The sequence below is a fragment of the Methyloversatilis sp. genome (assembly GCF_030698125.1).
Classification (GTDB): Bacteria; Pseudomonadota; Gammaproteobacteria; order Burkholderiales; family Rhodocyclaceae; genus Methyloversatilis.
The window spans coordinates 131688-154304 of record NZ_JAUYNV010000019.1; the positions used below are offsets into that span (position 1 = coordinate 131688).

General features: G+C 65.3%; 25 protein-coding genes. 13 read left to right on the plus strand and 12 right to left on the minus strand.

Translation table 11 applies throughout. The features are described 5' to 3' along the window. Positions 1–284: 284 nt before the first annotated feature. Both flhB and Q8Q80_RS08590 read left to right on the plus strand, forming a co-directional pair. Entirely contained in the window at positions 285–1421 is a 1137-nt protein-coding gene (gene flhB / locus Q8Q80_RS08585) for a flagellar biosynthesis protein FlhB (protein WP_305632517.1), read from the plus strand. Between the two features lie 285 nt (positions 1422–1706). Then, on the plus strand, positions 1707–3140 hold the full coding sequence (locus Q8Q80_RS08590; RefSeq protein ID WP_305632518.1) for a mannose-1-phosphate guanylyltransferase/mannose-6-phosphate isomerase: 1434 nt from the start codon (positions 1707–1709) through the stop codon (positions 3138–3140). Positions 3141–3184: 44 nt separating this feature from the next. Here Q8Q80_RS08590 and Q8Q80_RS08595 read toward each other — a convergent pair whose 3' ends face one another. Beyond that, complete coding sequence (locus Q8Q80_RS08595) at positions 3185–3340, minus strand: LiaI-LiaF-like domain-containing protein (RefSeq protein ID WP_190295055.1); 156 nt, start codon at positions 3338–3340, stop codon at positions 3185–3187. A 159-nt stretch (positions 3341–3499) separates the two neighbouring features. Between Q8Q80_RS08595 and ettA the strand changes: the two genes are divergently transcribed. From ettA to Q8Q80_RS08625, 6 genes are all read left to right on the plus strand, one after another. Further along, complete coding sequence (gene ettA, locus Q8Q80_RS08600) at positions 3500–5164, plus strand: energy-dependent translational throttle protein EttA (RefSeq protein WP_257079385.1); 1665 nt, start codon at positions 3500–3502, stop codon at positions 5162–5164. A 176-nt stretch (positions 5165–5340) separates the two neighbouring features. Then, on the plus strand, positions 5341–6801 hold the full coding sequence (locus tag Q8Q80_RS08605) for a sensor domain-containing diguanylate cyclase (protein WP_305632519.1): 1461 nt from the start codon (positions 5341–5343) through the stop codon (positions 6799–6801). A gap of 83 nt (positions 6802–6884) precedes the next feature. Beyond that, entirely contained in the window at positions 6885–7826 is a 942-nt protein-coding gene (locus Q8Q80_RS08610) for a PEP-CTERM sorting domain-containing protein (protein WP_305632520.1), read from the plus strand. A 103-nt stretch (positions 7827–7929) separates the two neighbouring features. After that, positions 7930–9870 carry a U32 family peptidase gene (locus Q8Q80_RS08615; RefSeq protein WP_305632521.1) on the plus strand — a complete coding sequence of 647 codons (1941 nt, stop codon included), beginning with the start codon at positions 7930–7932 and terminating at the stop codon, positions 9868–9870. A 97-nt stretch (positions 9871–9967) separates the two neighbouring features. Further along, on the plus strand, positions 9968–10699 hold the full coding sequence (locus tag Q8Q80_RS08620) for a zf-TFIIB domain-containing protein (RefSeq protein ID WP_305632522.1): 732 nt from the start codon (positions 9968–9970) through the stop codon (positions 10697–10699). Continuing rightward, on the plus strand, positions 10696–11367 hold the full coding sequence (locus Q8Q80_RS08625) for a glutathione S-transferase family protein (RefSeq protein ID WP_305632523.1): 672 nt from the start codon (positions 10696–10698) through the stop codon (positions 11365–11367). Before Q8Q80_RS08620 ends, Q8Q80_RS08625 begins: the two co-directional genes overlap by 4 nt. Here Q8Q80_RS08625 and Q8Q80_RS08630 read toward each other — a convergent pair. Together Q8Q80_RS08630 and Q8Q80_RS08635 are read right to left on the minus strand one after the other, a co-directional pair. Next, positions 11349–11513 (minus strand): DUF3149 domain-containing protein, encoded by a 165-nt coding sequence (locus Q8Q80_RS08630; protein ID WP_305611674.1) that lies wholly within the window; start codon positions 11511–11513, stop codon positions 11349–11351. The two genes, Q8Q80_RS08625 and Q8Q80_RS08630, sit on opposite strands and share 19 nt — an antisense overlap. A gap of 67 nt (positions 11514–11580) precedes the next feature. Next, complete coding sequence (locus Q8Q80_RS08635) at positions 11581–12237, minus strand: DUF4126 domain-containing protein (RefSeq protein ID WP_305632524.1); 657 nt, start codon at positions 12235–12237, stop codon at positions 11581–11583. Positions 12238–12325: 88 nt separating this feature from the next. On the opposite strand from Q8Q80_RS08635, the gene Q8Q80_RS08640 reads away from it, so the two are divergent. The 4 genes from Q8Q80_RS08640 to Q8Q80_RS08655 all read left to right on the plus strand — a co-directional run bounded on the left by Q8Q80_RS08640 (position 12326) and on the right by Q8Q80_RS08655 (position 14545). Further along, positions 12326–12829, plus strand: a complete 504-nt coding sequence (locus tag Q8Q80_RS08640; protein ID WP_305632525.1) for a MarR family winged helix-turn-helix transcriptional regulator — start codon at positions 12326–12328, stop codon at positions 12827–12829. A gap of 86 nt (positions 12830–12915) precedes the next feature. Next, complete coding sequence (locus Q8Q80_RS08645) at positions 12916–13293, plus strand: SgcJ/EcaC family oxidoreductase (RefSeq protein ID WP_305611671.1); 378 nt, start codon at positions 12916–12918, stop codon at positions 13291–13293. Positions 13294–13339: 46 nt separating this feature from the next. After that, positions 13340–14191, plus strand: coding sequence for a DMT family transporter (locus Q8Q80_RS08650; RefSeq protein ID WP_305632568.1), 852 nt, complete (start codon positions 13340–13342; stop codon positions 14189–14191). Between the two features lie 48 nt (positions 14192–14239). Next, entirely contained in the window at positions 14240–14545 is a 306-nt protein-coding gene (locus tag Q8Q80_RS08655) for a cytochrome P460 family protein (protein WP_305632526.1), read from the plus strand. A gap of 8 nt (positions 14546–14553) precedes the next feature. Here Q8Q80_RS08655 and Q8Q80_RS08660 read toward each other — a convergent pair whose 3' ends face one another. Beyond that, positions 14554–15132 (minus strand): histidine phosphatase family protein, encoded by a 579-nt coding sequence (locus Q8Q80_RS08660; RefSeq protein ID WP_305632527.1) that lies wholly within the window; start codon positions 15130–15132, stop codon positions 14554–14556. A 122-nt stretch (positions 15133–15254) separates the two neighbouring features. Between Q8Q80_RS08660 and Q8Q80_RS08665 the strand changes: the two genes are divergently transcribed. After that, on the plus strand, positions 15255–15800 hold the full coding sequence (locus tag Q8Q80_RS08665; RefSeq protein ID WP_305632528.1) for a hypothetical protein: 546 nt from the start codon (positions 15255–15257) through the stop codon (positions 15798–15800). A 15-nt stretch (positions 15801–15815) separates the two neighbouring features. On the opposite strand, the gene Q8Q80_RS08670 is transcribed toward Q8Q80_RS08665, so the two are convergent. From Q8Q80_RS08670 to Q8Q80_RS08705, 8 genes are all read right to left on the minus strand, one after another. Beyond that, positions 15816–17318: a CoA-acylating methylmalonate-semialdehyde dehydrogenase gene (locus tag Q8Q80_RS08670; protein WP_305632529.1), complete on the minus strand. Its 1503-nt coding sequence runs from the start codon at positions 17316–17318 to the stop codon at positions 15816–15818. Between the two features lie 75 nt (positions 17319–17393). Then, positions 17394–17717, minus strand: a complete 324-nt coding sequence (locus Q8Q80_RS08675) for a PepSY domain-containing protein (RefSeq protein ID WP_305632530.1) — start codon at positions 17715–17717, stop codon at positions 17394–17396. A 1-nt stretch (position 17718) separates the two neighbouring features. Further along, positions 17719–19092: an ATP-binding protein gene (locus Q8Q80_RS08680; RefSeq protein ID WP_305632532.1), complete on the minus strand. Its 1374-nt coding sequence runs from the start codon at positions 19090–19092 to the stop codon at positions 17719–17721. Continuing rightward, positions 19089–19766, minus strand: a complete 678-nt coding sequence (locus tag Q8Q80_RS08685) for a response regulator transcription factor (RefSeq protein ID WP_305632533.1) — start codon at positions 19764–19766, stop codon at positions 19089–19091. Before Q8Q80_RS08685 ends, Q8Q80_RS08680 begins: the two co-directional genes overlap by 4 nt. Position 19767: 1 nt before the next feature. Beyond that, positions 19768–20100, minus strand: a complete 333-nt coding sequence (locus Q8Q80_RS08690; protein ID WP_305632534.1) for a PepSY domain-containing protein — start codon at positions 20098–20100, stop codon at positions 19768–19770. Between the two features lie 57 nt (positions 20101–20157). Next, positions 20158–21348, minus strand: coding sequence for a cardiolipin synthase ClsB (gene clsB, locus Q8Q80_RS08695; RefSeq protein ID WP_305632535.1), 1191 nt, complete (start codon positions 21346–21348; stop codon positions 20158–20160). Between the two features lie 29 nt (positions 21349–21377). Continuing rightward, positions 21378–22133, minus strand: coding sequence for an endonuclease/exonuclease/phosphatase family protein (locus Q8Q80_RS08700; protein WP_305632536.1), 756 nt, complete (start codon positions 22131–22133; stop codon positions 21378–21380). Then, complete coding sequence (locus Q8Q80_RS08705) at positions 22130–22615, minus strand: hypothetical protein (RefSeq protein ID WP_305632537.1); 486 nt, start codon at positions 22613–22615, stop codon at positions 22130–22132. The genes Q8Q80_RS08700 and Q8Q80_RS08705 overlap by 4 nt, the downstream gene beginning before the upstream one ends. Positions 22616–22617: the final 2 nt, after the last annotated feature.

Below are 22617 nucleotides of genomic sequence, written 5' to 3' on the forward strand. Positions count from 1 at the left end.
GTGGGAAGTGATGTGCATGGTGGTCTCGGAAATGAAGGTTGATCCGGAATGTGATGCGGGAGCTTACGAAGCGGCATTCATATCTGGAAATAATAAGAAGTGAATTGCTTAGTCCGTTTTTGAATTAACTGCGAAGGTCTGGCTGGCGAGCAGACGCGTAGCGCTTCCATGCCACCCTCTGCGGGTGCGCTTCGCCCGGCTTTTTCCCGTCTTTTCCGCCGATTGCCCGGCGCGGGGCGATCGCACAATCGGCTTCCTGTTCATTTCCCGGCTGATCTGCGAACGTGGCAGAAGAAAGCGATCTCGAAAAAACCGAACCTGCGTCGCCACGCAAGCTTGAGAAAGCGCGCGAGGAGGGGCAGGTACCGAGCTCGCGCGAGCTGGCGACCTTTCTGGTCACCATGACCGGTGTGGCCGGCATGTACGGTCTGGCCGGCTGGATGTGGCCGCGCAGTGCGCAATTGCTGCGCGACGGGCTGACGATTGACCGGCGTGCCATTTTTGATCCGTCAGCGATGTTTGCCATCCTGATCGACCGCATCATTGATGGCCTGCTGGTGCTGGCGCCGCTGATGCTCGCCCTGCTGGTCGCTGCGCTGATCGCGCCTTTCCTGATGGGCGGCGTCGTGTTCGCGCCCAAGGCGCTCGGCCCGAAATTCTCCAAACTCAATCCGCTGGCCGGCCTCAAGCGCATGGTGTCGAAAACCGCGCTGGTCGAGCTGGGCAAGGGCGTCGGCAAGGCCACGCTGGTCGGCAGCGTGGCCGCCTGGGTGGTGCTGCGCGACCAGGAAATGCTGTTCGCCATGTTCAGCGCGCCGGTCGATGTGGCGCTGGCAGCGACCGGCGACCTGATCATGACCGCCACGCTGATCCTGGTGGCCGGCATGGCGCTGATTGTCGCGATCGACGTGCCGTTCCAGCTCTGGCATTACCAGTCGGAGCTGAAGATGACCAAGGAAGAGACGCGGCAGGAATTCAAGGAGCAGGAAGGTGACCCGCAGGTGAAGGGGCGCATCCGCCAGCAACAGCGCGAAATGGCGCGCAGCCGCATGATGGCGAATGTGCCCAAGGCCGACGTCGTGGTGACCAACCCGACCCACTTTTCAGTGGCGCTGAAATACGACGTGGCCAAGGGCGGCGCACCGCGTGTCGTGGCCAAGGGTGCCGGCGAAGTGGCGCTGCGCATCCGCACGCTGGCCGCCGAAGCCGGCGTGCCGCTGGTCGAGGCGCCGCCGCTGGCGCGTGCCTTGCACAAGCATGTGGAGCTGGAGCAGGAAGTGCCGGCACGGCTGTTCCGTGCCGTCGCCGAAGTGCTCGCCTATGTCTATCAGCTGAACGACGCCTTCGCCAAGGGCGTCGAAAAACCCCGTCCGCCCGACGACCTGCCGGTGCCGGCCGACCTCGATCCGGGTAACGCGTAGGCAAAGCTGCCGCCGCCGTGCCCGGCACGAAGTGGATGCCGCATATGAATTCCCTGCGACGGCCTGCTCCGCGTGCGAATCGGGTGATGCCGGCAGCGCCCGACGGCACGGCCCTTCGTGTCCGCGTCGCCCGCTGCCCCTGCCGGGCGGCTCCAGCCTCGCAGCGCGAGCCGTAACGCCTTTGCCTGCCTCCTCTGAACACGTTGTGCTGTAACGCATTTATCGCGAAGCGCCGCAGGGCATGACGTAGACTTCGCGGCTCCGATCTTCACTCAGGTTTCCGTCATGATCCTGCAACCCGTCATCCTGTGCGGTGGCTCCGGCACCCGTCTCTGGCCGCTGTCGCGCGAACGCTATCCGAAGCAGTTGCTGCCGCTGGATGGCGAGCGCACATTGCTGCAGGACACCGCGCTGCGCGCCGGTGCGCCCGGACTGACGATTGCCGCACCGCTCATCGTGTGCAATGAGGAATACCGTTTCCTGACCGCCGAGCAGCTGCGCCAGATCGACGTGCAGCCGGCGTCGCTGTTGCTCGAACCGATGGGGCGCAACACGGCACCGGCGCTGGCGCTGGCGGCACTCGCAGCCGGCGCGGCCGACCCGGTGCTGCTGGTCATGCCGTCAGACCATGTGATCCGCGATACCGCAGCCTTCCGCGACGCGGTGGCGCTGGGCGCGGCACATGCCGAAACCGGTGCGGTGGTCACGTTCGGCATCACGCCGGACAAGCCTGAAACGGGCTATGGCTACATCAGGACTGGCGCGGCGCTGGCCGGCGGCCCGGCACGCACGCTCGACCGCTTCGTCGAAAAGCCCGACGCGGCAACCGCCGAGGCCTATCTGGCCAGCGGTGACTATCTGTGGAACGCCGGCATCTTCATGATGAAGGCGAGCGTGGCGCTGGCCCTGCTGAAGCGTTTCCGGCCGGACATCGAAGCGGCCAGCCGTACCGCCTTCGAGCGCGGCGCCGCAGACCATGACTTCTACCGCATCGACAAGGCCGCATTCGCGGCCTGCCCGTCAGACTCGATCGACTACGCCATCATGGAACCGCTGGCCGCAGGCGAGCCGCGGGTGGCACCGGCCGTCGTCGTGCCGCTTGATGCCGGCTGGTCCGATGTCGGCGCCTGGGACGCGCTGTGGCAGGTGGCCGCCAAGGACGCCGACGGCAACGTGTCGCGCGGCGACGTGCTGCTGCAGGACACGCAGGACAGTCTGGTATTTGCCGAAACCCGCATGGTGAGCTGCCTCGGCATGAAGGATGTGGTGGTGGTGGAAACCAGCGATGCGGTGATGGTGGTGGCGAAGGACCGCACGCAGGACGTGAAGCGCATCGTCGCCCATCTGAAGGCGAACAAGCGGCCGGAGGCGGAAAATCACCGCAAGGTGTATCGCCCGTGGGGCTATTACGATTCGATCGACGCCGGCCCGCGTTTCCAGGTGAAGCGCATCGTCGTCAATCCGGGTGCATCGCTGTCGCTGCAGATGCACCACCACCGCGCGGAACACTGGATCGTCGTCAGCGGTACCGCACGCGTCACCTGCGGCGAGAACATCCTGCTGCTGTCGGAAAACCAGTCCACCTACATCCCGCTGGGCACGACGCACCGGCTGGAAAACCCGGGCAAGCTGCCGCTGGAAATGATCGAGGTGCAGTCAGGCAGCTATCTCGGCGAAGACGACATCGTGCGCTTCGAGGACACCTACGGCCGCAAATGAGCCGCGCGGGCAGGCGCGACGCCTGCCCGCGGATGTTCCGACGTCTACTTCCGCTTGATCAGCCCGGCGGCGCCGATGGCGATCAGCACGGCCGGCCACCAGGTGCCGAGAATTTCGCCCAGGTCACGCAGCGAAAAGAGCTCCAGATTCGACGCCAGCAACAGCGCGCCGATGAGAATGAGGCCGATCGAACCGATCATGGGGTGTCCTGTGTGCGGTCTGGGTAGTCTGAAGGCGGCGTCCGAACGACATGCCGACGCCGGATGGTAGTGCGAGTCGGCGCGTTTGAGGCGACTGCGGCTGCAGCCGTGCGGCTTGCGGCATACTTCCGCCTTCTCCAGTCATCCCTGCTGCACACCATGGCCCAATACGTGATGTCGATGCTCCGCGTGAGCAAGGTAGTTCCGCCCAAGCGCACGATCATCAAGGACATATCGCTTTCCTTCTTCCCCGGCGCAAAGATCGGCCTGCTCGGCCTGAACGGCTCGGGCAAATCGACCGTGCTGCGCATCATGGCCGGCGCCGACAAGGAATTCGAGGGCGAGGTGCAGCACCTGCCGGGCATCCGCATCGGCTATCTGCCGCAGGAACCCGAGCTCGATCCGGCGAAGACGGTGAAGGAAGAAGTGGAATCGGGCCTCGGCGACATCATGGAAGCGCGCACGAAACTGGACGCGATCTACGCCGCCTATGCGGAGCCGGACGCCGATTTCGACAAACTGGCCGAAGAGCAGGCGAAGTACGAGAACGTGCTCGCGACGGCCGGTGCCGACATCGAAACCCAGATGGAAATCGCCGCCGACGCGCTGCGCCTGCCGCCGTGGGACGCGAAGATCGCGCCGCTGTCCGGTGGTGAAAAGCGCCGCGTGGCGCTGTGCAAGCTGCTGTTGTCCAAGCCGGACATGCTGCTGCTGGACGAACCGACCAACCACCTCGATGCCGAATCGGTCGAATGGCTGGAACAGTTCCTGGTGCGTTTTCCGGGCACCGTGGTGGCGGTGACGCACGATCGCTACTTCCTCGACAACGCAGCCGAGTGGATTCTGGAACTCGACCGCGGCCACGGCATTCCGTGGAAGGGCAACTATTCGAGCTGGCTGGACCAGAAGGGTGCGCGCCTGAAGCAGGAAGAGAACACCGAATCGGCGCGCCAGAAGGCACTCGCCACCGAACTGGAATGGGTGCGCGGCAACCCGAAGGCGCGCCAGGCCAAATCGAAGGCGCGTCTGGCACGCTACGAGGAAATGAGCAGCGTCGAGTACCAGAAGCGCAACGAAACGCACGAAATCTTCATTCCGCCGGGCGAGCGCCTGGGCGACAAGGTGATCGAATTCAATGGCGTATCGAAGGGTTTCGGCGATCGCCTGCTGATCGACAACCTCAGTTTCAGCGTTCCGCCGGGCGCCATCGTCGGCGTGATCGGCCCGAACGGCGCCGGCAAATCGACGCTGTTCCGCATGATCCAGGGGCTGGACAAGCCGGATTCCGGTGAAATCGTGGTCGGGCCGACGGTGAAGATCGCTGCGGTCAATCAGACACGCGAAGGTCTGGATGGCACGAAGACGGTTTTCGAGGCGGTCGCCGACGGCGCCGACATCCTGACCGTGGGCCGCTTCGAAATGCCCAGCCGTGCCTACATCGGCCGCTTCAACTTCAAGGGCGGCGACCAGCAGAAGATCGTCGGCAACCTGTCCGGCGGCGAACGCGGTCGCCTGCATCTGGCGAAAACGCTGATCGCCGGCGGCAACGTGCTGCTGCTCGACGAGCCGTCGAACGACCTCGACGTGGAAACACTTCGAGCGCTGGAAGATGCCCTGCTCGAGTTTTCCGGTTGCGTGCTCGTCACCTCGCACGACCGCTGGTTCCTCGACCGCATCGCCACGCACATCCTCGCTGCCGAGGGCGACTCGCAATGGACCTTCTTCAACGGCAACTACCAGGAGTACGAAGCCGACAAGAAGAAGCGCCTCGGCGAAGACGGCGCCAGACCGCACCGCATCCGCTACAAGCCGATCGCCCGCTGAGCCGGTGTCGGCCGGTAGCGGTACCGGCCGACACGCATGTTGCAGTCGTCCGACGAACTGCCGTTAATGCTGCAGCGTCTTCTTTCTCTTAGATCCTCATGACTACCCGGCGGACTCCATTGCAGCGCAACGATGCCGATGCGTCTGCGGCCTCGACGCCGTTACCCGCACAGGCTGTGAGCCGTCACACGCGCGGCCGCGTGACCGGCAAGCACCGGCTGCTGCTGCTGCTCGGGCTGCTGCTTTCGCTCGGATTCGTGCTGACGACGCTGGTCAGTTACTACGTGTCGAAAAACGGGATCCACCGCGCCATCGTCGAAAGCGAACTGCCGCTGACGTCGGACAACATCTACTCGGAAATCCAGAAAGACCTGATCCGCCCGGTGTTCATCGCATCGATGATGGCCGGCGACACCTTTCTGCGCGACTGGGTGCTGCGCAGCGAACGCGATGTGCCGGCGCTGACCAAGTTCCTCGGCGAAGTGCGCAGTCGCTACGGCACCTTCACCAGCTTCTTCGTATCGGAGCGCACGCGAAACTACTATCACCCGGACGGATTGCTGCGCAAGGTGAGCGAAGACAACCCGCAGGACAGCTGGTACTTCCGGGTACGCCGGCTGGACGAACCTTACGAAATCAACGTCGATACCGACACGCGCAGCCGCGATACGCTGACCGTGTTCATCAACTATCGCGTGTATGACTACGACGGCGGCCTGATGGGCGTGACCGGCGTCGGTTTGACGGTCGATACCGTGCGCAAGCTGCTGGCCGGCTACCAGCAGCGCTATCAGCGCAGCGTCTATTTCGTCGATCAACAGGGGAAGGTCGTGCTGTTCGGCGAAGCTCCGTGGCATGGCGCGGGCCGTCTGGACGAGGTCGAAGGCCTGCGTGACATCGCGCCCGCCATGCTGGCAGCGGAGTCCGGTTCGTTCCAGTACCGCAGCAATGGACGCGAGTACCTGCTCAATGTGCGCTATGTGCCGGAAATGAAGTGGTTTCTGGTGGTCGAAAAGGTCGAGGACGATGCCCTGGCCGATATCCGGCGCACCCTCTACATCAATCTCTGCCTGTGCGTGCTGATCACGCTGGCGACGGTGTATCTGGCAAGTCTGACGCTGGACCGTTACCAGCTCCGCCTGGAAAAGATGGCCACCACGGATCGCCTGACGGGTTTGCTGAACCGGCACGCGTTCGAAATCATGATGGTGCAGACGCTGGCGGAAGCCCGGCGCGCGCGTCAGTCGCTGTCGGCAATCATGTTCGACATTGACCACTTCAAGGCGCTGAACGACCGCCATGGCCATCTGGCCGGGGATCGCATGATCGAGCACGTCAGTGGCCTGATCCGCGCCAGCCTGCGCGAATCGGACCTGGCGTGCCGCTGGGGTGGGGAAGAATTCCTGCTGGTGCTGCGCGATTGCCGCGAAGCCGACGCACTGGTACTGGCGGACACCATCCGGCGCCGGATTGCCGATTGCCCGCTGCCGACGATCGGTGAAGCACTGGCGGTCACCGTCAGTGCCGGCGTCACCACCTGGCGGGCGGAAGATACGCCGGAGACGCTGGTGGAGCGTGCCGATCAGGCGCTGTATGCCGCCAAGCACGACGGACGCAACTGCTCGAGAGTTGCCTGAAACGGGCGACGAGGGCCGTGCACAATTGCACGCGGCGTTGTCGCCGGACTGCGATACCCTGCGGCAACCTTGAGGAGATTGCGTTGAAAAAGCCCCTGTTTGCAGCGAGTGCCGTGGTGATTGCCACGCTGTCCATACCGGCTCACGCCATCGATGTGGTGTTCGATTACACCTACGACAGTGCCGGCTTCTTCACCAGCGACAAGCGGGTGGTGCTCGATCAGGTGGCACAGGTGTTCAGCCTGAACCTGCTCGACACGCTGACCGCGATCACGCCCTCGGGCGGCAACTCCTTCACGGCGCGCCTCTACAACCCCCAGGATCCGTTCGGCACGCCGCTCCAGATCAACAACTTCAGCATCCCCGAAAACGAGATCCGTATTTTCGTCGGCTCACACGCTTTCAGCGGCCAGACGCTGGGCGTCGGCGGCCCGGGCTTCCAGGCCGTCAGTGGCAGCACGGCTTTCATCAACAACGCGCTGTCGCGCGGCGAGCCGGGTGCGCTGACCCCGGTCGAAACCGATTTCGGGCCGTGGGGCGGATCGATCACCTTCGGTGCCAACATCAACTGGTACTTCGACAGCGATGTGTCGACCGTCGAGGGCTTTTCCGGCTTTGATTTCTATACCGTGGCGATGCACGAAACCGCGCATGTATTCGGTTTCGGCACCGCAGACAGCTGGTTCGACGCAGTGGTCGGCGGTACCTTCACCGGCGCAGTCACCACCGCGACGAACGGCGGTGCCGCGATTGCGCTGCAGAGCGACGGCACCGATGCCCATTTCGCGACCACGCTGCGCGGCGTCGCCAATGGCAACCCGCAGGTTCCGCTGCTGTCGCCCTTCATTCCGTCAGGCCAGCGGCGTTACATGACCGACCTCGACTGGGCGGCACTTGACGACATCGGATGGGAAGTCGCCAGCCTGCAGGCTGCGGTGCCGGCACCGATACCCGAGCCGCGCACCTGGGCGATGATGCTCGGCGGCGTATTGCTGATCGGCATGATGTCGCGCCGTCACGCCTGATTCCGCATCGGCTGCGACACGAACCGGCTTCGGCCGGTTTTTCATTTGTGGCGCGCTCGCGGATAATCGCGCCTTTACGGCTCACGCCCCGTCGCGTTTCCCGATGACCTCAGACCGCCGCATCCTCGAACTGCTCGCGCCCGCGAAAAATGCCGATTTCGGCATCGAGGCGATCAACCACGGCGCCGATGCGGTGTATGTCGGCGGCCCGTCCTTCGGCGCGCGCAAGGGCGCCGACAACGAGGTTGCCGACATCGCGCGTCTGACGGCGCACGCGCACCGTTTCCACGCGAAGGTATTCGTCGCCTTCAACACCATCCTGCGTGACGACGAACTGGAGCCGGCGCGGCAGACCATTCACCAGCTGTACGACGCCGGCGTCGATGCGCTGATCGTGCAGGACATGGGCCTGCTGGAAATGGATCTGCCGCCGATCCAGCTGCATGCGAGCACGCAGACCGACATCCGCGACGCGGCCAAGGCACGCTTCCTGCAGGACGTCGGCTTTTCGCAGATCGTGCTGGCCCGCGAACTGACGCTGGAGCAGATCCGCGACATCGCATCGAACACGGCCTGTTCGCTTGAGTTCTTCGTGCACGGCGCGCTGTGCGTGGCGTTCAGCGGTCAGTGCTTCATCAGCCATGCGCATACCGCGCGCAGCGCCAACCGCGGCGAATGTTCGCAGGCCTGCCGGCTGCCCTACACGCTGACCGATGCCAGTGGCGCCGTGGTGGCGCACGACAAGCACCTCTTGTCGATGAAGGACAACGACCAGAGCACCAACCTGCGCGCGTTGATCGACGCCGGCATCAGCTCGTTCAAGATCGAAGGGCGGCTGAAGGATCTGGCTTACGTGAAGAACATCACCGCCCACTACCGCACGCTGATCGACGACATCCTGGACGACCTGCCGGCGCATCGGCGCGCGTCCAGCGGCCGCTGCACCTTCTTCTTCACGCCGCAGCCGGAAAAGTCGTTCAACCGCGGTGCGACCGACTACTTCGTCAATGGCCGCCAGCACGGCATCGAAGCGTTCGAAGCGCCGGGCTTTGTCGGCGAGGAAGCGGCCAGCGTGATCCGGGTGGCGCCCGACCACATCGAAGTCGAGTCGCAGGTCGACATCCACAACGGCGACGGTCTGAGCTATTTCGACAGCCACCGCGAACTGCAGGGCCTGCGCATCAATACCGTGCACGGGAAGCAATTGTTCCCCAACGTCATGCCGGATGACCTGAAGCCGGGGCTGACGCTGTTCCGCAATCGCGACCAGGCGTTCGAGCGCGCGCTCGAGAAGAAATCGAGCGAGCGCCGCGTCGCGGTCGATCTTCGGTTTTGCGACACGCCGGAGGGTTTTGCGCTGACGCTGACCGACGAGGACGGCTGTGCGGTACGGTCTGACATCGCCCACGACAAGCAGCCGGCACGTGACGCGGAACGCGCGCTGAGTGGCATCCGCGAAGCCATCGCCAAGCTCGGCAACACGATTTTCGAAGCGCGCACGGTGACGCTGGATACGCAGCAGGCGTGGTTCCTGCCGGCTTCGGTGCTGAACGGCCTGCGCCGCGATGCCTGCGAAAGACTGGAAGCGGCGCGAGTCACGGCACATGCCCGGCCACAGCCGCTTGCACCAGTCGAACCGCCCGTGCCGTTCACCGACACCGAGCTGAGCTACCTCGCCAATGTGTACAACGAAAAGGCGCGCACCTTCTATCGCCGGCACGGCGTGCAGCTGATCGCCGACGCCTACGAACTCAACCACGAGCCGGGCGAGGTGTCGCTGATGATCACCAAGCACTGCCTGCGCTACAGCCACAACCTGTGCCCGAAGGAACTGAAGGACTACGACCTGCGCGGCATGGTGAAGGCGGAGCCGATGACGTTGATGAACGGCAATGACCGGCTCACCTTGCGCTTCGACTGCAAGAAGTGCGAAATGCATGTGGTCGGCAGCCTGAGAAAATCAGTGCCGCAGGCCCCGGCGATACCGGTCACCTTCCATCGCAGTGCGCCTGCCGGCGTCAAGGTGACGCGCAGCGCGCGCTGAAGTTTCAGCCGCGGATGCCGCTGAAGACGATGGATGCCGTGCGGCTCGCCGCGCGAAGGCATGTCGACCGTTCAACCGCCCGCCTTTCGATTCGAACATGAGCCCGAAACCGAATTGCCCCTCCTGCCGTGTTTCCATGGACCAATACACCTTTTCGAATCACGGCGGCGGGCCGCTCGAACTGGACATCTGCTACGGCTGCCAGGGCATCTGGTTCGATACGCACGAAAACCAGCAGCTGTCGCCGGCATCGGTGAATGAGCTGTTCAAGCAGTTGCACGAGCACCGCGACGTGCCGCGCAATCCGGTAGCGCCGGTGATGGCCTGCCCACGCTGCAGCAGCAAGCTCGAACATGGCTACGACATCGTGCGCAGCGGCCGCTACGCCACCAGCCGCTGTGCGCATCGCCATGGTCGTTTCAGCACTTTTGCATCGTTCATGATCGAAAAGGGGTTTGTGAGGCAGCTCACCGGGCCGGAAATCCACGATCTGAGCAAGCGGGTCGGTGCCATCTACTGCACCGGCTGTGGTGCGCCGGTCGACATCCGCAAGGACCACGCCTGCCCGCATTGCCGGTCCGCCTTCTCGCTGATAGATCCGGATGCGGTGAAAAGTGCACTCAACGGTTATCGTGCGGCAGAAGAAAAGCGCACCAACCGTGATCCGGATGCGATCGCCGACGCGCTGATCGAAACCGAAAGGCGCGAACAGCAGGCGCGCCGCCCGGCACGTTCGTCACGCGGCAACCCGGCGCTGGACGCCACATCGCTCGATGTCGGCGATCTGGTGATGGCTGGCGTTGCACTGGTCTGGAAAATCCTCACGTGATTACCGTCCACCATCTTGCGGATTCACGTTCGCAGCGCGTGCTGTGGCTGCTCGAAGAGCTCGCGATGGACTATGAGGTGAAGCGCTACGAGCGTGATCCGGAAACGTCGTATGCACCACCTGAACTGCGCGCCGTGCACCCGCTGGGCAAGTCACCGGTCATCACCGACGGCGATCAGGTGATCGCCGAATCGGGCGCCATCATCGAATATCTGGTGGGTGCGTACGGCGCTGGGCGGCTCAAGCCCGCGCCCGGCAGCGCGGGCGCTCGCCGTTACACCTACTGGCTGCATTTTGCCGAAGGCTCAGCCATGCCGTACCAGCTGATGCATCTGGTATTCCAGAAGGTGCGTAATGCGCCGGTGCCGTTTTTCATCAAGCCGGTGGCGCGCGGTCTCGCCGACCACGTGCTGAAAACCTTCGTGCAGCCGAACATCGATGACCAGTTGCGTTTCATGGAAGACGAACTGGCGACCCGCCCGTGGTTTGCCGGCAACGCGTTCACCGCGGCCGACATCCAGATGAGCTTTCCGGTCGAGGCGGCGGCCCGGGGCGCCGGCCTCGGCGACACGCATCCGCAGCTGGCGGACTTTCTCGCCCGCATCCACAGCCGCCCTGCATGGCAGCGCGCACGCGAGCGGGGCGGCCCCTACAGCTTCGCCGACTGATCGGCCTGTCTGGCGCGTGCCTCATCCTCGTCCATGTGCCGCTTGAAGAAACGGCCGAACCAGATGCTCATGAAGATCGTGAAGCCGATGACCAGCAGGCTCATCAGTCCGTAGTCGGTGGACAGCAGATCAGTCAGGGCTTTCATGACGCAAACCTCGGTGGATGGTTGGCATCATTGAACTGCCGGGCCGAGCGAGGCGGGCTGATTCAGGTCAACCGGGCGCCTGTTTGCCGGCTACCCAGGACAGCAGGTCGCTCAGGAAGCGCCAGACGCGTGGCAGCAGCCACAGCATGCACAGCAGGAATACGCCGAGGAAGCCGAGAAACACGATTGGATACGTGAATGCCAGCCACAGGCCCCCGACCGCAGCGCCGTCTTCGCTGGTCGACGCGATCAGATTGCTGACCGGCTCGGGCGAGGTGTTGATGGCGATGCGGCTGCCCGCCTTGGTCAGATGCGTGCCGGCCGTCAGCGAGCCGCCGAGCAGGGCGCCCGCCAGCACGACCGGTGCGCTCTGGTCGGCCAGTGCCCACGCGGCGAGCAATGCACCCGCCGGAATGCGGATGAAGGTGTGCACGCCGTCCCACAGGCTGTCGAGCGCCGGAATCTTGTCGGCGAAGAACTCGACGCACAGCATGAGGCCGGCCGCTGCGAGCACAAGCGGATGTTCGAGCGTGTCGAGGTCGCCGGGCAGCTCGACCCAGCCCAGGCGACCAGCCAGTCCCGCAAGAAAGATGACCGCATACAGGCGCAGGCCGCTGGCCCAAGCCAGGCCGGCAGCGGCGGCAATCGTGTCGATGGTGTCCATGCGGTCGCTTTCCGGGTCGCCATGCAGCTGCGCGTAAAAGACGATCAACGTGCACGGCATGTGTTTCCTTTAATCCTAGCCCAAGATCGGGGCCGTGCTCCAGCTTGTCGTTGACAAAGTAAGGTTCCTTACTATAATGCAGCTAATCATGCTTCAACTCCGCGATCTTCCGACCTCCGATGTACTGCGCAAGTTTGCCGCCCGCTATCCCGAAGCGGACGTCAGCGCGGTCGCATCGTTCTTGACGCTGCTGCGCGTGGCGACCGAACTGTCACAGGCTCTCGACGGCTTTCTCGCCCGCCACGGGTTGCTGCAGGGGCGCTGGTGGGTACTTGTCCTGCTGATGCGCGAGGAGGCGCTCGAATCGTCGCCTTCGGCGCTGGCGCAGAAGGCGGGCGTTACGCGCGCCACGATGACCGGCCTGCTTGACGGGCTGGAGCGCGACGGTCTGGTGCAGCGTGTGTTCGACACCGCAGACCGGCGCCGCCTCACCGTGCGCCTGCTGCCGGCCGGGCAGGCCGTGCTTGACGCCGTCATGCCCGATTACTACCGCCGCGTGCGCACATTGATGGCCGGGCTCGACGAAGATCAGCGTGCTGCGCTGCAGACCATGCTCGGCGTCGTGCAGTCCGGCTCAGGCGCCTTTGCCTGATTGTTTTGTCGTTCAAATGAGTTGGCTACTCATTTTCCCCGCTCATTTTTCCCACTCATTTTTCAGCTTTTCCCGAGGAGATTCACATGACACTGCAAGCCCTTCAAACCGCCGTTGCCGACCTCAACCAGCGCTGGGATGCCGCCTTCAACCGAGGCGACGCCGCTGCACTGGCTGCGCTGTACGACGAACAGGGTGCCGTGCTGCCGGCCGGCGGCAACGCTGCGCTCGGTGCAGCGCAGATCGAGGCGCTGTTCGCCGGCGCGATTGATCAGGGGCTGCACAACCACCGCATCGAACTGCATGCGGTGATCGGTGACAGCGAAGTCGCCACGCAACGTGGCCGCTGGAGCGCGCAGGCCAACGGCGAGGGCGGCCTGCAGACTTTCAGCGGGCACCTGACGATGGTCTACCGTCGCCAGCCTGACCGCAGTTGGCGCCTCATCACCCACATCTGGAACTGACACGCCCGTGCCGCACAGCCCGTCCGCGCGCGCGCTGGCAGCCCTGATGCTGCTGGCCGTGATCTGGGGCTACAACTGGGTGGTCATGAAGATCGCCCTGGCAGACATCGGCCCCTTCCAGTTCGGCGCGCTGCGCACGCTGTTTGGTGCGCTGGTGCTGTTCGGACTGGTGATCGCGCTGCGCCGGCCGGTGCGCATCATCGAAATGCGCGCGGTGGCGCTGATGGGTCTGCTGCAGACAACCGGTTTCACCGGTCTGATCATTCTCGCGCTGGTCAGCGGTGGCGCCGGCAAGACCGCGGTGCTGGCGTACACCATGCCGTTCTGGGTGATGCTGCTGGCCTGGCCGCTGCTCGGCGATCGCCTGCGCGGCTGGCAATGGCCATCGGCTGCCGCCACGCTGGTCGGTCTGCTGTGCATTCTCGATCCGCTGCATCTGGCCGGTGACCTGCTGAGCAGCGTGCTGGCGACGCTGGCGGGCGTGTGCTGGGCGCTGGCGGTGATCGTCGCAAAGCGCCTTCAGGCGCGAGAGCCGGACCTCGACATGGTGGCCATCGCTGCCTGGCAGTCGCTGATCGGTGCCGTGCCGCTGGTCATCGTGGCGCTGTGGTGGCCGGCCGAGCCGATCAACTGGACGCCTTCACTGATCGGCGCGCTGCTCTACAACATCGTGCCGGGCACGGTGGTCGCGTGGCTGCTGTGGTTGTATGCGCTGCGCCGGCTGTCGGCCGGTACCACCAGCATGGTGTCGCTGGTCACGCCGGTCATCGGCGTGCTGTCGGCCGCCTGGCAGCTCGGCGAGCGGCCGGGTACCGGCGAACTGGTCGGCATGCTGCTGATCGGCATCGGCCTGCTGCTGCTTTCGGCCGAGGCATGGCGTCGCGGCCGGGCGCACTGATTTCGGCGCCGGCTGCATCCGGATCAGCAACGGGCGGGTAGTGAACGCATGCGGGGTGCCGGACCGGGCCTCATCGTGAAGCAGATCCGCGACATCTACATGAATCCGCAGGCAAGGAAAGCCACGCCGGGCCAGGCTTTCCCGCAGGGATCGACCTTCGTCATGGGCAAGAACCCGGGCTGGGGCGCCGGCGGGCCCGCGGTGCAGAAGAACGGCGACTGGATCTACAGCGCGTTCAAGGGTACCGGCGAACTGAATGGCGAGGCGACGTACGACAGCTGTCGCACCTGTCACACGCCGCTAAAGGACAAGGACTATGTGTTCCGCTATGACGAGCACTTCGCCGTGAAGTAGGAAGGCGCTCAGCCGCCCGGGTCGATCCGGCCGACGCTGCGCACACCGCCGTGCCGGTCGGGTTGCACCACTACCGCTCCGCCCATGGCGAGGTCGTCACCGGTCAGCGCCAGGATGTTGACCTGGTGCGTTACCAGCGCCACCCGGCGCGATCCGTCGAGCGTTCCGAACCAGCTGCGCAGCGCAGCGGTCTGGCGTTCGCGAGCGCTGCCGTCCTCGAAGAACGAATTGAGTGCTTCCAGAACTTCGACCGCCTGGCCCGGAAACATCAGCGCAGCCGTATCGACGCAGCGGCACCAGCGGCTGCTGAATACCGCATCGAATACGAAGTCCTTCTGCTTGAGCCACGCGCCGGCACGTCGGGCCTGTTCGCGTCCGGCTGGTGACAGGTTGCGCTGCGAACTGCAGGTGTCGAGCCGGTAGCCGGGCGGATCGCCGATGCCCGGTTCGGTCGCAGCGTGGCGCATCAGCAAGGCGCAGCCGCTGGCGCGCAGTGCGACCCGTGCCGGGTCCGGTGCGTCCGGGTGTACTCGTCCGGGGGCCAGCAGCGCCGCGCCGGCAGCGAATGTGAAACGACGACGGTTCATGGCGGTATCGTGACCCGTTCAGGCGTAAGGTACGGCTACTTCGACCGGTCATATCGCTCAGGTTCCATGAATGGCGTGGTGTAAAACAGCGAACGCACGGGGAGCGCAGCATGAAGAGATGGATGAACGCAGTCTTGTGCAGTCTGCTCGTCAGCACTGCAGCGCACGCCGATGTACTGTCGGGCGCGCGCACCATCACGCTGGGCAATGCACAGGGCGAGCGGATCGTCATCGGTCAGGTCACCTTCACGCCGCAAGCCGACGGCAAGTCGCGCTTCAGGATCGTGCTGGACGAAAAGCTCGGCGAGTATTTTCTGGCGATGCGGCCGTTCCGCTGCCTGACCGGCCCGAAGCAGCGCCTGTGCAATTTCCCGGTCGAAAATGAGCCGCCACTGGTCAGCAGCGCCGATCTGACGCCACTTGAATACGCGCTGATGTTCATGCATACGCTGCCCGCCGCGCTGCATGTGAATCCGTTCAACGGTGCGTACTACCGCATGAAGATCGATGGCGAGCGCATCGAGGGGCGGCAGCACGATGTCGACATGGATCCGTTCATCGCGCCGACCACGGTGCCGCTCGAACGCCGCAAGCGGCCGCTGCGCGACGAGGATCTGACCATCGCCGACGAACGTTCGCACTGGCTGCCGCAGCTCACCATCGAGTGAGCGGTGCCGCGCCGCCTACTGGTTGACCGGCATGCCGAACTCCGGCCCCTTCGAGCCGCTGTCCGGCCAGCGCTGCATGATGCTTTTGTAGCGCGTGTAGAAGCGCACGCCTTCTTCGCCGTAGGCGTGCAGGTCGCCGAACAGGCTCTGTTTCCAGCCGCCGAACGAGTGCCAGGCCATCGGCACCGGAATCGGCACGTTGATGCCCACCATGCCGGCTTCAATGCGTTGCGCGAATTCCTGTGCGGTGCGCCCGTCGCGCGTGTAAAGCGACACGCCATTGCCGTATTCGTGGCTGTTCACCAGCGCAACGGCTTCGCCGAAGCTTGCCGCCCGCACCACGCACAGCACCGGGCCGAAGATTTCTTCCTGCCAGATGCGCATGTCCGGCGTTACATGGTCGAACAGCGTCGCGCCGAGGAAGTAGCCGTTCTCCCGGCCGGCCACCGTGTGTCGCCGCCCGTCGAGCACCAGCGTCGCACCTTCCGCGATGCCGCTGTCGATCAGCGACACGATGCGTTCGCGGTGCGCGGCGGTGACCACCGGCCCCATGTCGGCGCCCGGGCTTTCGCCGTCGCCGATATTGAGCTTCTGCGCGCGCACCTTGACCGCCTCGACCAGCGCATCGGCGATGTCGCCCACCACCACCGCGACCGATATCGCCATGCAGCGCTCGCCGGCCGAGCCGTAGGCAGCGCCGATCAACGCATCGGCCGCCTGGGCGATGTCGGCGTCCGGCATCACCACCATGTGGTTCTTCGCGCCACCCAGTGCCTGAGCACGCTTGCCGTGACGTGCCGCGGTTTCGTAGATGTGGCGCGCGATCGGCGTCGAGCCGACGAAGCTCACGGCACGCACGTCCGGATGCACCAGCAGCGCGTCGACCGCCTCGCGGTCACCCTGCACGACGTTGAATACGCCATCCGGCAGCCCCGCATCGCGGAACAGTTCGGCGGTCAGCAGTGACGGTGACGGATCGCGTTCCGACGGCTTCAGGATGAAGCTGTTGCCGCAGGCGATGGCCACCGGGGCCATCCACATCGGCACCATGAACGGGAAGTTGAACGGCGTGATGCCGGCCGTGACACCCAGCGGCATGCGCTGGCTCCAGTTGGCGATGCCGCCGCCGACGTTGTCCGAATACTGGCCCTTGAGCAGTTGCGGAATGCCGCAGGCGAACTCGATCACCTCAAGCCCGCGCTGCACCTCGCCCTGGGCGTCGGGCAGCGTCTTGCCATGCTCGCGCGTGATCAGCCGCGCAAGATCGGTGCTGTAGCGTCCGACCAGTTCCTGCATGCGGAACAGCACGCGCGCACGGCGCAGCGGCGGCAGTGCGCCCCAGGCGGGTTGTGCGGCGGAAGCGCTGGCCACCGCAGCCGACACGTCGCTGTCGGACGCCAGCAGCACGCGCCGCGCTACCCGTCCGTGGGCCGGATCGAACACGTCCGCCTGACGTTCGCTGTGCAGCACGTCGCGCGCGTTGTTGATCCAGTGGGGCAGGGCGTGTTCGGTGCTCATGGTCGGTCCGGTACGGGAAGGTCAGGCCTGATTGTGCAGCAGACTTGCCGCATCGGTGCAGGGTGTCGCCCGGCCTTAGTCGAACCAGTCCTGACGCACCGATCGCACGGAGCCATCGCGGGCGTTGATGTTGACCTCCCACTCCTTGCCCTCGGCGTCGATCACTTCGAATTCATAGTCGTAATTACGCCCCATGAAGCGGCGTTCGAGGTCGACATCGACGATGGTGCCGGGTTTGGCGGCGAGTGCTTTCGCCTGCGCGTCCTCGAGCGATATCAGCTTGGCGCCGGCCGCGATGGCACGCATCTTCGGCAGGTCGTCATCGTCGGCCAGTGCGGGCAGGGTGGCGCACGCGGTCAGCACGGCGATCAGGGCCGTGCGGATGGCAGGTGTCTTCATGTCAGTCTCCTCGGGTGTTCGGGACGGTGTGCCCCAGATGGCCGGGCAGGTGTGCGGTGACGCGCAGTCCGCCCAGTGCGGTCGAATGACCGAATTCCAGTGTGCCGCCGTAGCTGTCGACCAGATCGCGCACGATGGCCAGACCGAGACCGTGGCCGGGGCGTGATTCGTCGGCGCGAAAGCCGCGTTCAGCCAGCGCTTCAAGCTGTGTGGCCGGGCATCCCGGGCCGTCGTCCTCGATCGTGATGCCGATGTCGTCGGCGTGCCGGATGGAAATGCCGACCACGCCGGTGCACCAGGCGCAGGCGTTGTCCATCAGGTTGCCCAGCAGTTCGAGCAGGTCTTCCGGGTCCATGGCCAGCGCCAGACCGGACGGCACGTCGATGCGGATATCCGGCTTCTTGTCCGCGTACAGGATGCCCAGCGTGCGCCCGAGCTGATCGATCACCGCGGCGACGCTGCTGCGCTGGGCCGGATGCGCACCCCCCATCAGCCGGGCCCGCCGCAGCTCGCGTTCGATGGCATGGCGCATCAGTGTGTTGCTGTCGACGAGGCGCTGCATGAGCGCCGGGTGTGCCGCCAGTTCGGGGGACTCGGTCGCTTGCACGAGTACGGCCAGGCGCGTCTTCAGGGCGTGGGCCAGGTTGCCGAGTGCCTCGCGCGAGCGTTGCGAACGGCGCAACAGCATGCCCAGCATGCTGTTGAGCTGCGCCACCAGCGGCGCAATTTCGTCCGGCACCGGGGCATCGAGTTCTGTACGTTCGCCGCGTTCCAGTGCCTGCAACTGACCTTGAAGTTCGGCCAGCGGGCGCAGCGAGCGCTGCACGACCCAGCGCTGAACGGCCAGTACGAGCAGCACCACCGCCAGCGACAGCAGGCCGTACAGCAGATGCCACTGACGCAGCCCGGACTGCAGCGGCGCAAGGTCTTCGGCCACCGCAATCACGACGCGCCGGGCGCGCTTCTCGTACTGCACCGACACCACCCACAGCGACTGTCCCTGCGGTCCGCGCGCCGCGGTCTCGCGTTGCCGCTCATCGACGGTCGGCGGCAGCGCAAGTCCGCCGTCCCACAGCGAGCGCGACGTGATGTCATGCGTCTGACCGTCTTGCGTGACAACGATGCGGTAGTAATGGCCCGAGAACGGGCGCTGGTATTCGCCGCCGACGCGCGTTGCGTCGAGCGCCAGTCGGCCGTCGGCGCCGGTGTGGAGTGCGGCGAGCAGGTTTTCCGCGTCGCGCTCCAGTCGCTGTGCGAGCTGCGCCTTCAGCAGCCGCTCGATCGCGATGCCGGCCAGCAGCCACTGCAGGCCGGCCAGCAGCACCAGGCTGACCGCCAGGCCCACGGCAAGACGCCGGTGCAGCGAGCCGTTCATGATCCGGCGGGCGCGTCGAACACATAGCCCTGGCCGCGCCGTGTCTGTATCCAGTCGCGGCCGATCTTGCGACGCAGGCGCGTGATGTGCGCTTCGATCACATTGCTTTCGTGGTCGGTGGCGTGGTCATAGAGGTGTTCGTTCAGTCGCTGCTGCGACAGCACGCGGCCCGGATGCAGCATGAAGCAGCGCAGCAGGCGGAATTCGATCTGGCTCAGTTCGATGCGTACGCCGTCACACAGGGTCGCGCTCTGCCCGCCCTCATCGAGCGACAGGCCGGCGACCGACAGTGGCCCGGGTGTGCGCTTGTCGGGTGTGCTGCGCTTGAGTACCGCCGCCAGCCGCGCCAGCAGCTCTTCGGTGTGGAAGGGCTTGCACACATAGTCGTCGGCGCCGGCGGTCAGCACCGCGACCTTTTCCTGCCAGGTGTCGCGCGCGGTCAGCACCACCACCGGCATCGACTTGTGCGAACTGCGCCAGTGCTGCAGCACCTCGACGCCGCTGCGCCGCGGCAGACCGAGGTCGAGCAGCACGAGGTCGTAGTCGATCGCGTCGGCACACAACTGCGCAAACACGCCGTCGGTCGCCAGATCGACCGCGTAGCCCGCCCGCTCCAGCGCCGGCTTGAGTCCGGCGACCAGCGCTTCGTCGTCTTCGGCGAGCAGCAGTCTCACGTCAGTCGTCCTGTTCCAGCTTCAGCAGTTCGCCATTGCGTGCGTCGAGCTTCATTTCCCACACGCGACCCTGATCGTCGAGCAGTTCGACTTCATAGATCCACAGCTCGCGCTTGCGCTCCAGGTCGATGTCGATCAGCTTGCCCGGGCGCACCGCCTTCGCCAGCTCCGAAATTTTCTCCAGTGACAGGATTTCACCGCGCTGGCTCAGTTCGCGCGCCCGGATGTGATCATCGTCGGCGAAGCCCATCGGCATGTAGAACACGCCGGCGGCGAGTGCACCGAGGGCGAGCAGCGGAACGGCCAGGAAGAGCAGGAGGCGTCGGGTTGTCATGCCTGCAGTGTAGGCGCCGAAGCTGAAACCAGCCTGAAAGCGCAGTGACGCCTGCGATCAGAGGTTGTGCCGGGTGTCGCGTCCGGCGCGGCGCCGCGCCAGCAGGTCACCGGCCAGACCGATCATCAGGCGCACGACGCCGTAGGCCATCCAGCGCAGCACGCGTTCGTGGATCGGGCGGTTTTTCCACTGTCGATGGCGCAGTTCGCGGCCGCCATGGTTGGCCGCCTGCAGCAACTTCTGCCGCAACTCCCCGGCGAAACCCGCGTCGCTCACCACCACATTGGCTTCGCGCGCCAGCATCAGGCTGAACGGATCGATGTTACTGGAGCCGACCGTGGCCCAGTCGTCGTCCACCACGGCCGCCTTGGCGTGCATGAAGCTGCGACGGTACTCGACGATGCGCACGCCTTTCGACAGCAGCGCACCGTAGAGCGCCTGCGAGGCGTAGTGCATCAGCAGGTACTCGACCCGCCCCTGCAGGATGAGCGTTACCGTCACGCCGCGTTCCGCAGCCCGCACGAGCGCCTGACGGAAGCGCCGGCCCGGCAGGAAGTAGGCGTTGGCGATGATGATGTCGCTGCACGCCCGGTTGATCGCCTCGAGATAGGCGTCCTCGATGTCGCGCCGGTGGCGCAGGTTGTCGCGCACCAGCAGCGCGGCGCGGATCTGTCCGGCCTGGCGGCTGGCATATTCACGCACACGCGGCAGGCGCGGTCGGAACTGAAGCGTCGCCCACGCCACGCGTTCCCACAGTTTCTGGCATTCGGCATGCATGCGGGCCACCAGCGGCCCGCGCACCTGGACCGCGAAGTCGAAGCGCGGTGGCGTGTGACCGGGCGTGTGCATGTCGTCGATGATGTTGATGCCGCCGGCAAAGCCGGTGCTGGCGTCGATGACGGCCAGCTTGCGGTGCATGCGGCGCAGCCGGTTGCGGCGCAGGGTGACCCAGCTGATATCGGGGCGGAAGATGAGCGTGTGCGCGCCGGCGGCCTCCAGGGCTGCGCGGTGCGTGGTTTCGAATTCGCTCGCGCCGAAGCCGTCGACCAGCACGCGCACGCGCACGCCGCGTTGCGCGGCCCGAGCCAGGGCCGCCGAGATGCGCTCGCCGATGTGGTCATTGGCAAAGATGTAGGTTTCCAGAAAGATTTCCTGGCGTGCCCCCTCGATCGCCGCTTCCAGCGCTGGAAAGTACTGTTCGCCGCACACCAGCAGGCGGATGTCGTTGCCGGGCAGGAATCGACTCATCGCGGACTCATTGCGGGCTCACGGCGTCGTCACGCTACAGGCAGCGACAATCGCGCGGTCAGCGCCGCATGATCGGAAATGCGCGACCAGGGGCGGCCGGCATGCAGCTTCACCTCGCCCACGTCGAGGCCGCGCACATAGATGCGATCGAGCCGCAGCATCGGAAAGGCCGCCGGATAGCTGCGCGCAGGATGGCCGTGGAACAGGCTGTGCGCCTCCTGTAGGCCGAGTGCGTCGGCCCACTGACCTTCGGCGCGGTTGTGCCAGTCATTGAAGTCGCCGGCCACGATCAGCGCCTCGGTGGCGGGTATGGTTGAAGATACGTGCTCGGCCAGCATGGCGTACTGCTGGGCCCGGCCGCGTGCGGTCAGGCCCAGATGCACGCACAGCGCATGCACGCGCCGGCCGGGCACCGGCTCGATCACGCAATGCAGCAGGCCGCGCTGTTCGAAGCGGTGTGCCGACATGTCGTGGTTGTCGGTCTGTGAAATCGGGTGGCGCGACAGGATGGCGTTGCCATGGTGACCGTGGTCGTACACCGCGTTGCGGCCATAGGCGGTCGCCGGCCACATTTCATCGGCCAGGAACTCGTACTGCGGCTCGATCGGCCAGTCGGCGTGGCGCAGCGCGTGTCCGTGGTGCTGACCCTGCACCTCCTGCAGGAACACCAGATCCGACGACAGGTAACGCAAGCGGTCGCGCAGTTCGTGGATCACCATGCGGCGGTTGAACTGCGAAAAGCCCTTGTGGATATTCCAGGTGCAGATGCGGAGGTCTGTCGTCATGGATCGAGCGGGTGGCCGCGCCCGGCTTCGGCGAGCTTCATCATGTGGCGCGCAAACGCCGGGTCTTCGCCGCGCAGCAGGGTCATCAGCTGGTTGCGGAAGGCGTCGCAGGCCAGCCACTCGCGCATGTAGTCGTCCCACGACGCCCAGCGGCGCGCTGCCAGACCTTCGGTTTCGTCGGTCCAGGCGACCAGGTAGGCGCGCTCGAACAGCGAAATGAGCATCTGGTAGATGATGTGCATGCGCCGTTCCTGCTCGTCGCTGAGGTGCTGCGGCGCGGCGGTCTCGCGCAGCGGCAGGTCCGGATTGGCCAGCACGATCTTCAGGAAGTCGATGTAGGCGTCCGACAGCATCTGGTACGCCTCTTCATCTTCGTTGTCGCGCTCGCGCCGCTGCTGGTAGATGAAGGTGATGACGGCGAGTGGCAGGCCCAGCGCGGTCACCACGTAACTGGCCAGTTCCCAGCGCTGCATCCAGTCCATGT

What these genes read in the sequence shown, in the direction of transcription:
- ettA (WP_257079385.1), top strand. Translation starts at nt 3,500, where the DNA reads ATGGCCCAATACGTGATGTCGATGCTCCGCGTGAGCAAGGTAGTTCCG.
- Q8Q80_RS08635 (WP_305632524.1), bottom strand. Translation starts at nt 12,237, where the DNA reads ATGCCGTGCACGTTGATCGTCTTTTACGCGCAGCTGCATGGCGACCCG.
- Q8Q80_RS08665 (WP_305632528.1), top strand. Translation starts at nt 15,255, where the DNA reads ATGAACGCAGTCTTGTGCAGTCTGCTCGTCAGCACTGCAGCGCACGCC.
- Q8Q80_RS08650 (WP_305632568.1), top strand. Translation starts at nt 13,340, where the DNA reads ATGCTGCTGGCCGTGATCTGGGGCTACAACTGGGTGGTCATGAAGATC.
- clsB (WP_305632535.1), bottom strand. Translation starts at nt 21,348, where the DNA reads ATGAGTCGATTCCTGCCCGGCAACGACATCCGCCTGCTGGTGTGCGGC.
- Q8Q80_RS08670 (WP_305632529.1), bottom strand. Translation starts at nt 17,318, where the DNA reads ATGAGCACCGAACACGCCCTGCCCCACTGGATCAACAACGCGCGCGAC.
- Q8Q80_RS08680 (WP_305632532.1), bottom strand. Translation starts at nt 19,092, where the DNA reads ATGAACGGCTCGCTGCACCGGCGTCTTGCCGTGGGCCTGGCGGTCAGC.
- Q8Q80_RS08690 (WP_305632534.1), bottom strand. Translation starts at nt 20,100, where the DNA reads ATGACAACCCGACGCCTCCTGCTCTTCCTGGCCGTTCCGCTGCTCGCC.
- Q8Q80_RS08640 (WP_305632525.1), top strand. Translation starts at nt 12,326, where the DNA reads ATGCTTCAACTCCGCGATCTTCCGACCTCCGATGTACTGCGCAAGTTT.
- Q8Q80_RS08700 (WP_305632536.1), bottom strand. Translation starts at nt 22,133, where the DNA reads ATGACGACAGACCTCCGCATCTGCACCTGGAATATCCACAAGGGCTTT.
- Q8Q80_RS08675 (WP_305632530.1), bottom strand. Translation starts at nt 17,717, where the DNA reads ATGAAGACACCTGCCATCCGCACGGCCCTGATCGCCGTGCTGACCGCG.
- Q8Q80_RS08620 (WP_305632522.1), top strand. Translation starts at nt 9,968, where the DNA reads ATGAGCCCGAAACCGAATTGCCCCTCCTGCCGTGTTTCCATGGACCAA.
- Q8Q80_RS08660 (WP_305632527.1), bottom strand. Translation starts at nt 15,132, where the DNA reads ATGAACCGTCGTCGTTTCACATTCGCTGCCGGCGCGGCGCTGCTGGCC.
- Q8Q80_RS08645 (WP_305611671.1), top strand. Translation starts at nt 12,916, where the DNA reads ATGACACTGCAAGCCCTTCAAACCGCCGTTGCCGACCTCAACCAGCGC.
- Q8Q80_RS08655 (WP_305632526.1), top strand. Translation starts at nt 14,240, where the DNA reads ATGCGGGGTGCCGGACCGGGCCTCATCGTGAAGCAGATCCGCGACATC.
- Q8Q80_RS08615 (WP_305632521.1), top strand. Translation starts at nt 7,930, where the DNA reads ATGACCTCAGACCGCCGCATCCTCGAACTGCTCGCGCCCGCGAAAAAT.
- Q8Q80_RS08595 (WP_190295055.1), bottom strand. Translation starts at nt 3,340, where the DNA reads ATGATCGGTTCGATCGGCCTCATTCTCATCGGCGCGCTGTTGCTGGCG.
- Q8Q80_RS08590 (WP_305632518.1), top strand. Translation starts at nt 1,707, where the DNA reads ATGATCCTGCAACCCGTCATCCTGTGCGGTGGCTCCGGCACCCGTCTC.
- Q8Q80_RS08630 (WP_305611674.1), bottom strand. Translation starts at nt 11,513, where the DNA reads ATGAAAGCCCTGACTGATCTGCTGTCCACCGACTACGGACTGATGAGC.
- Q8Q80_RS08705 (WP_305632537.1), bottom strand. Translation starts at nt 22,615, where the DNA reads ATGGACTGGATGCAGCGCTGGGAACTGGCCAGTTACGTGGTGACCGCG.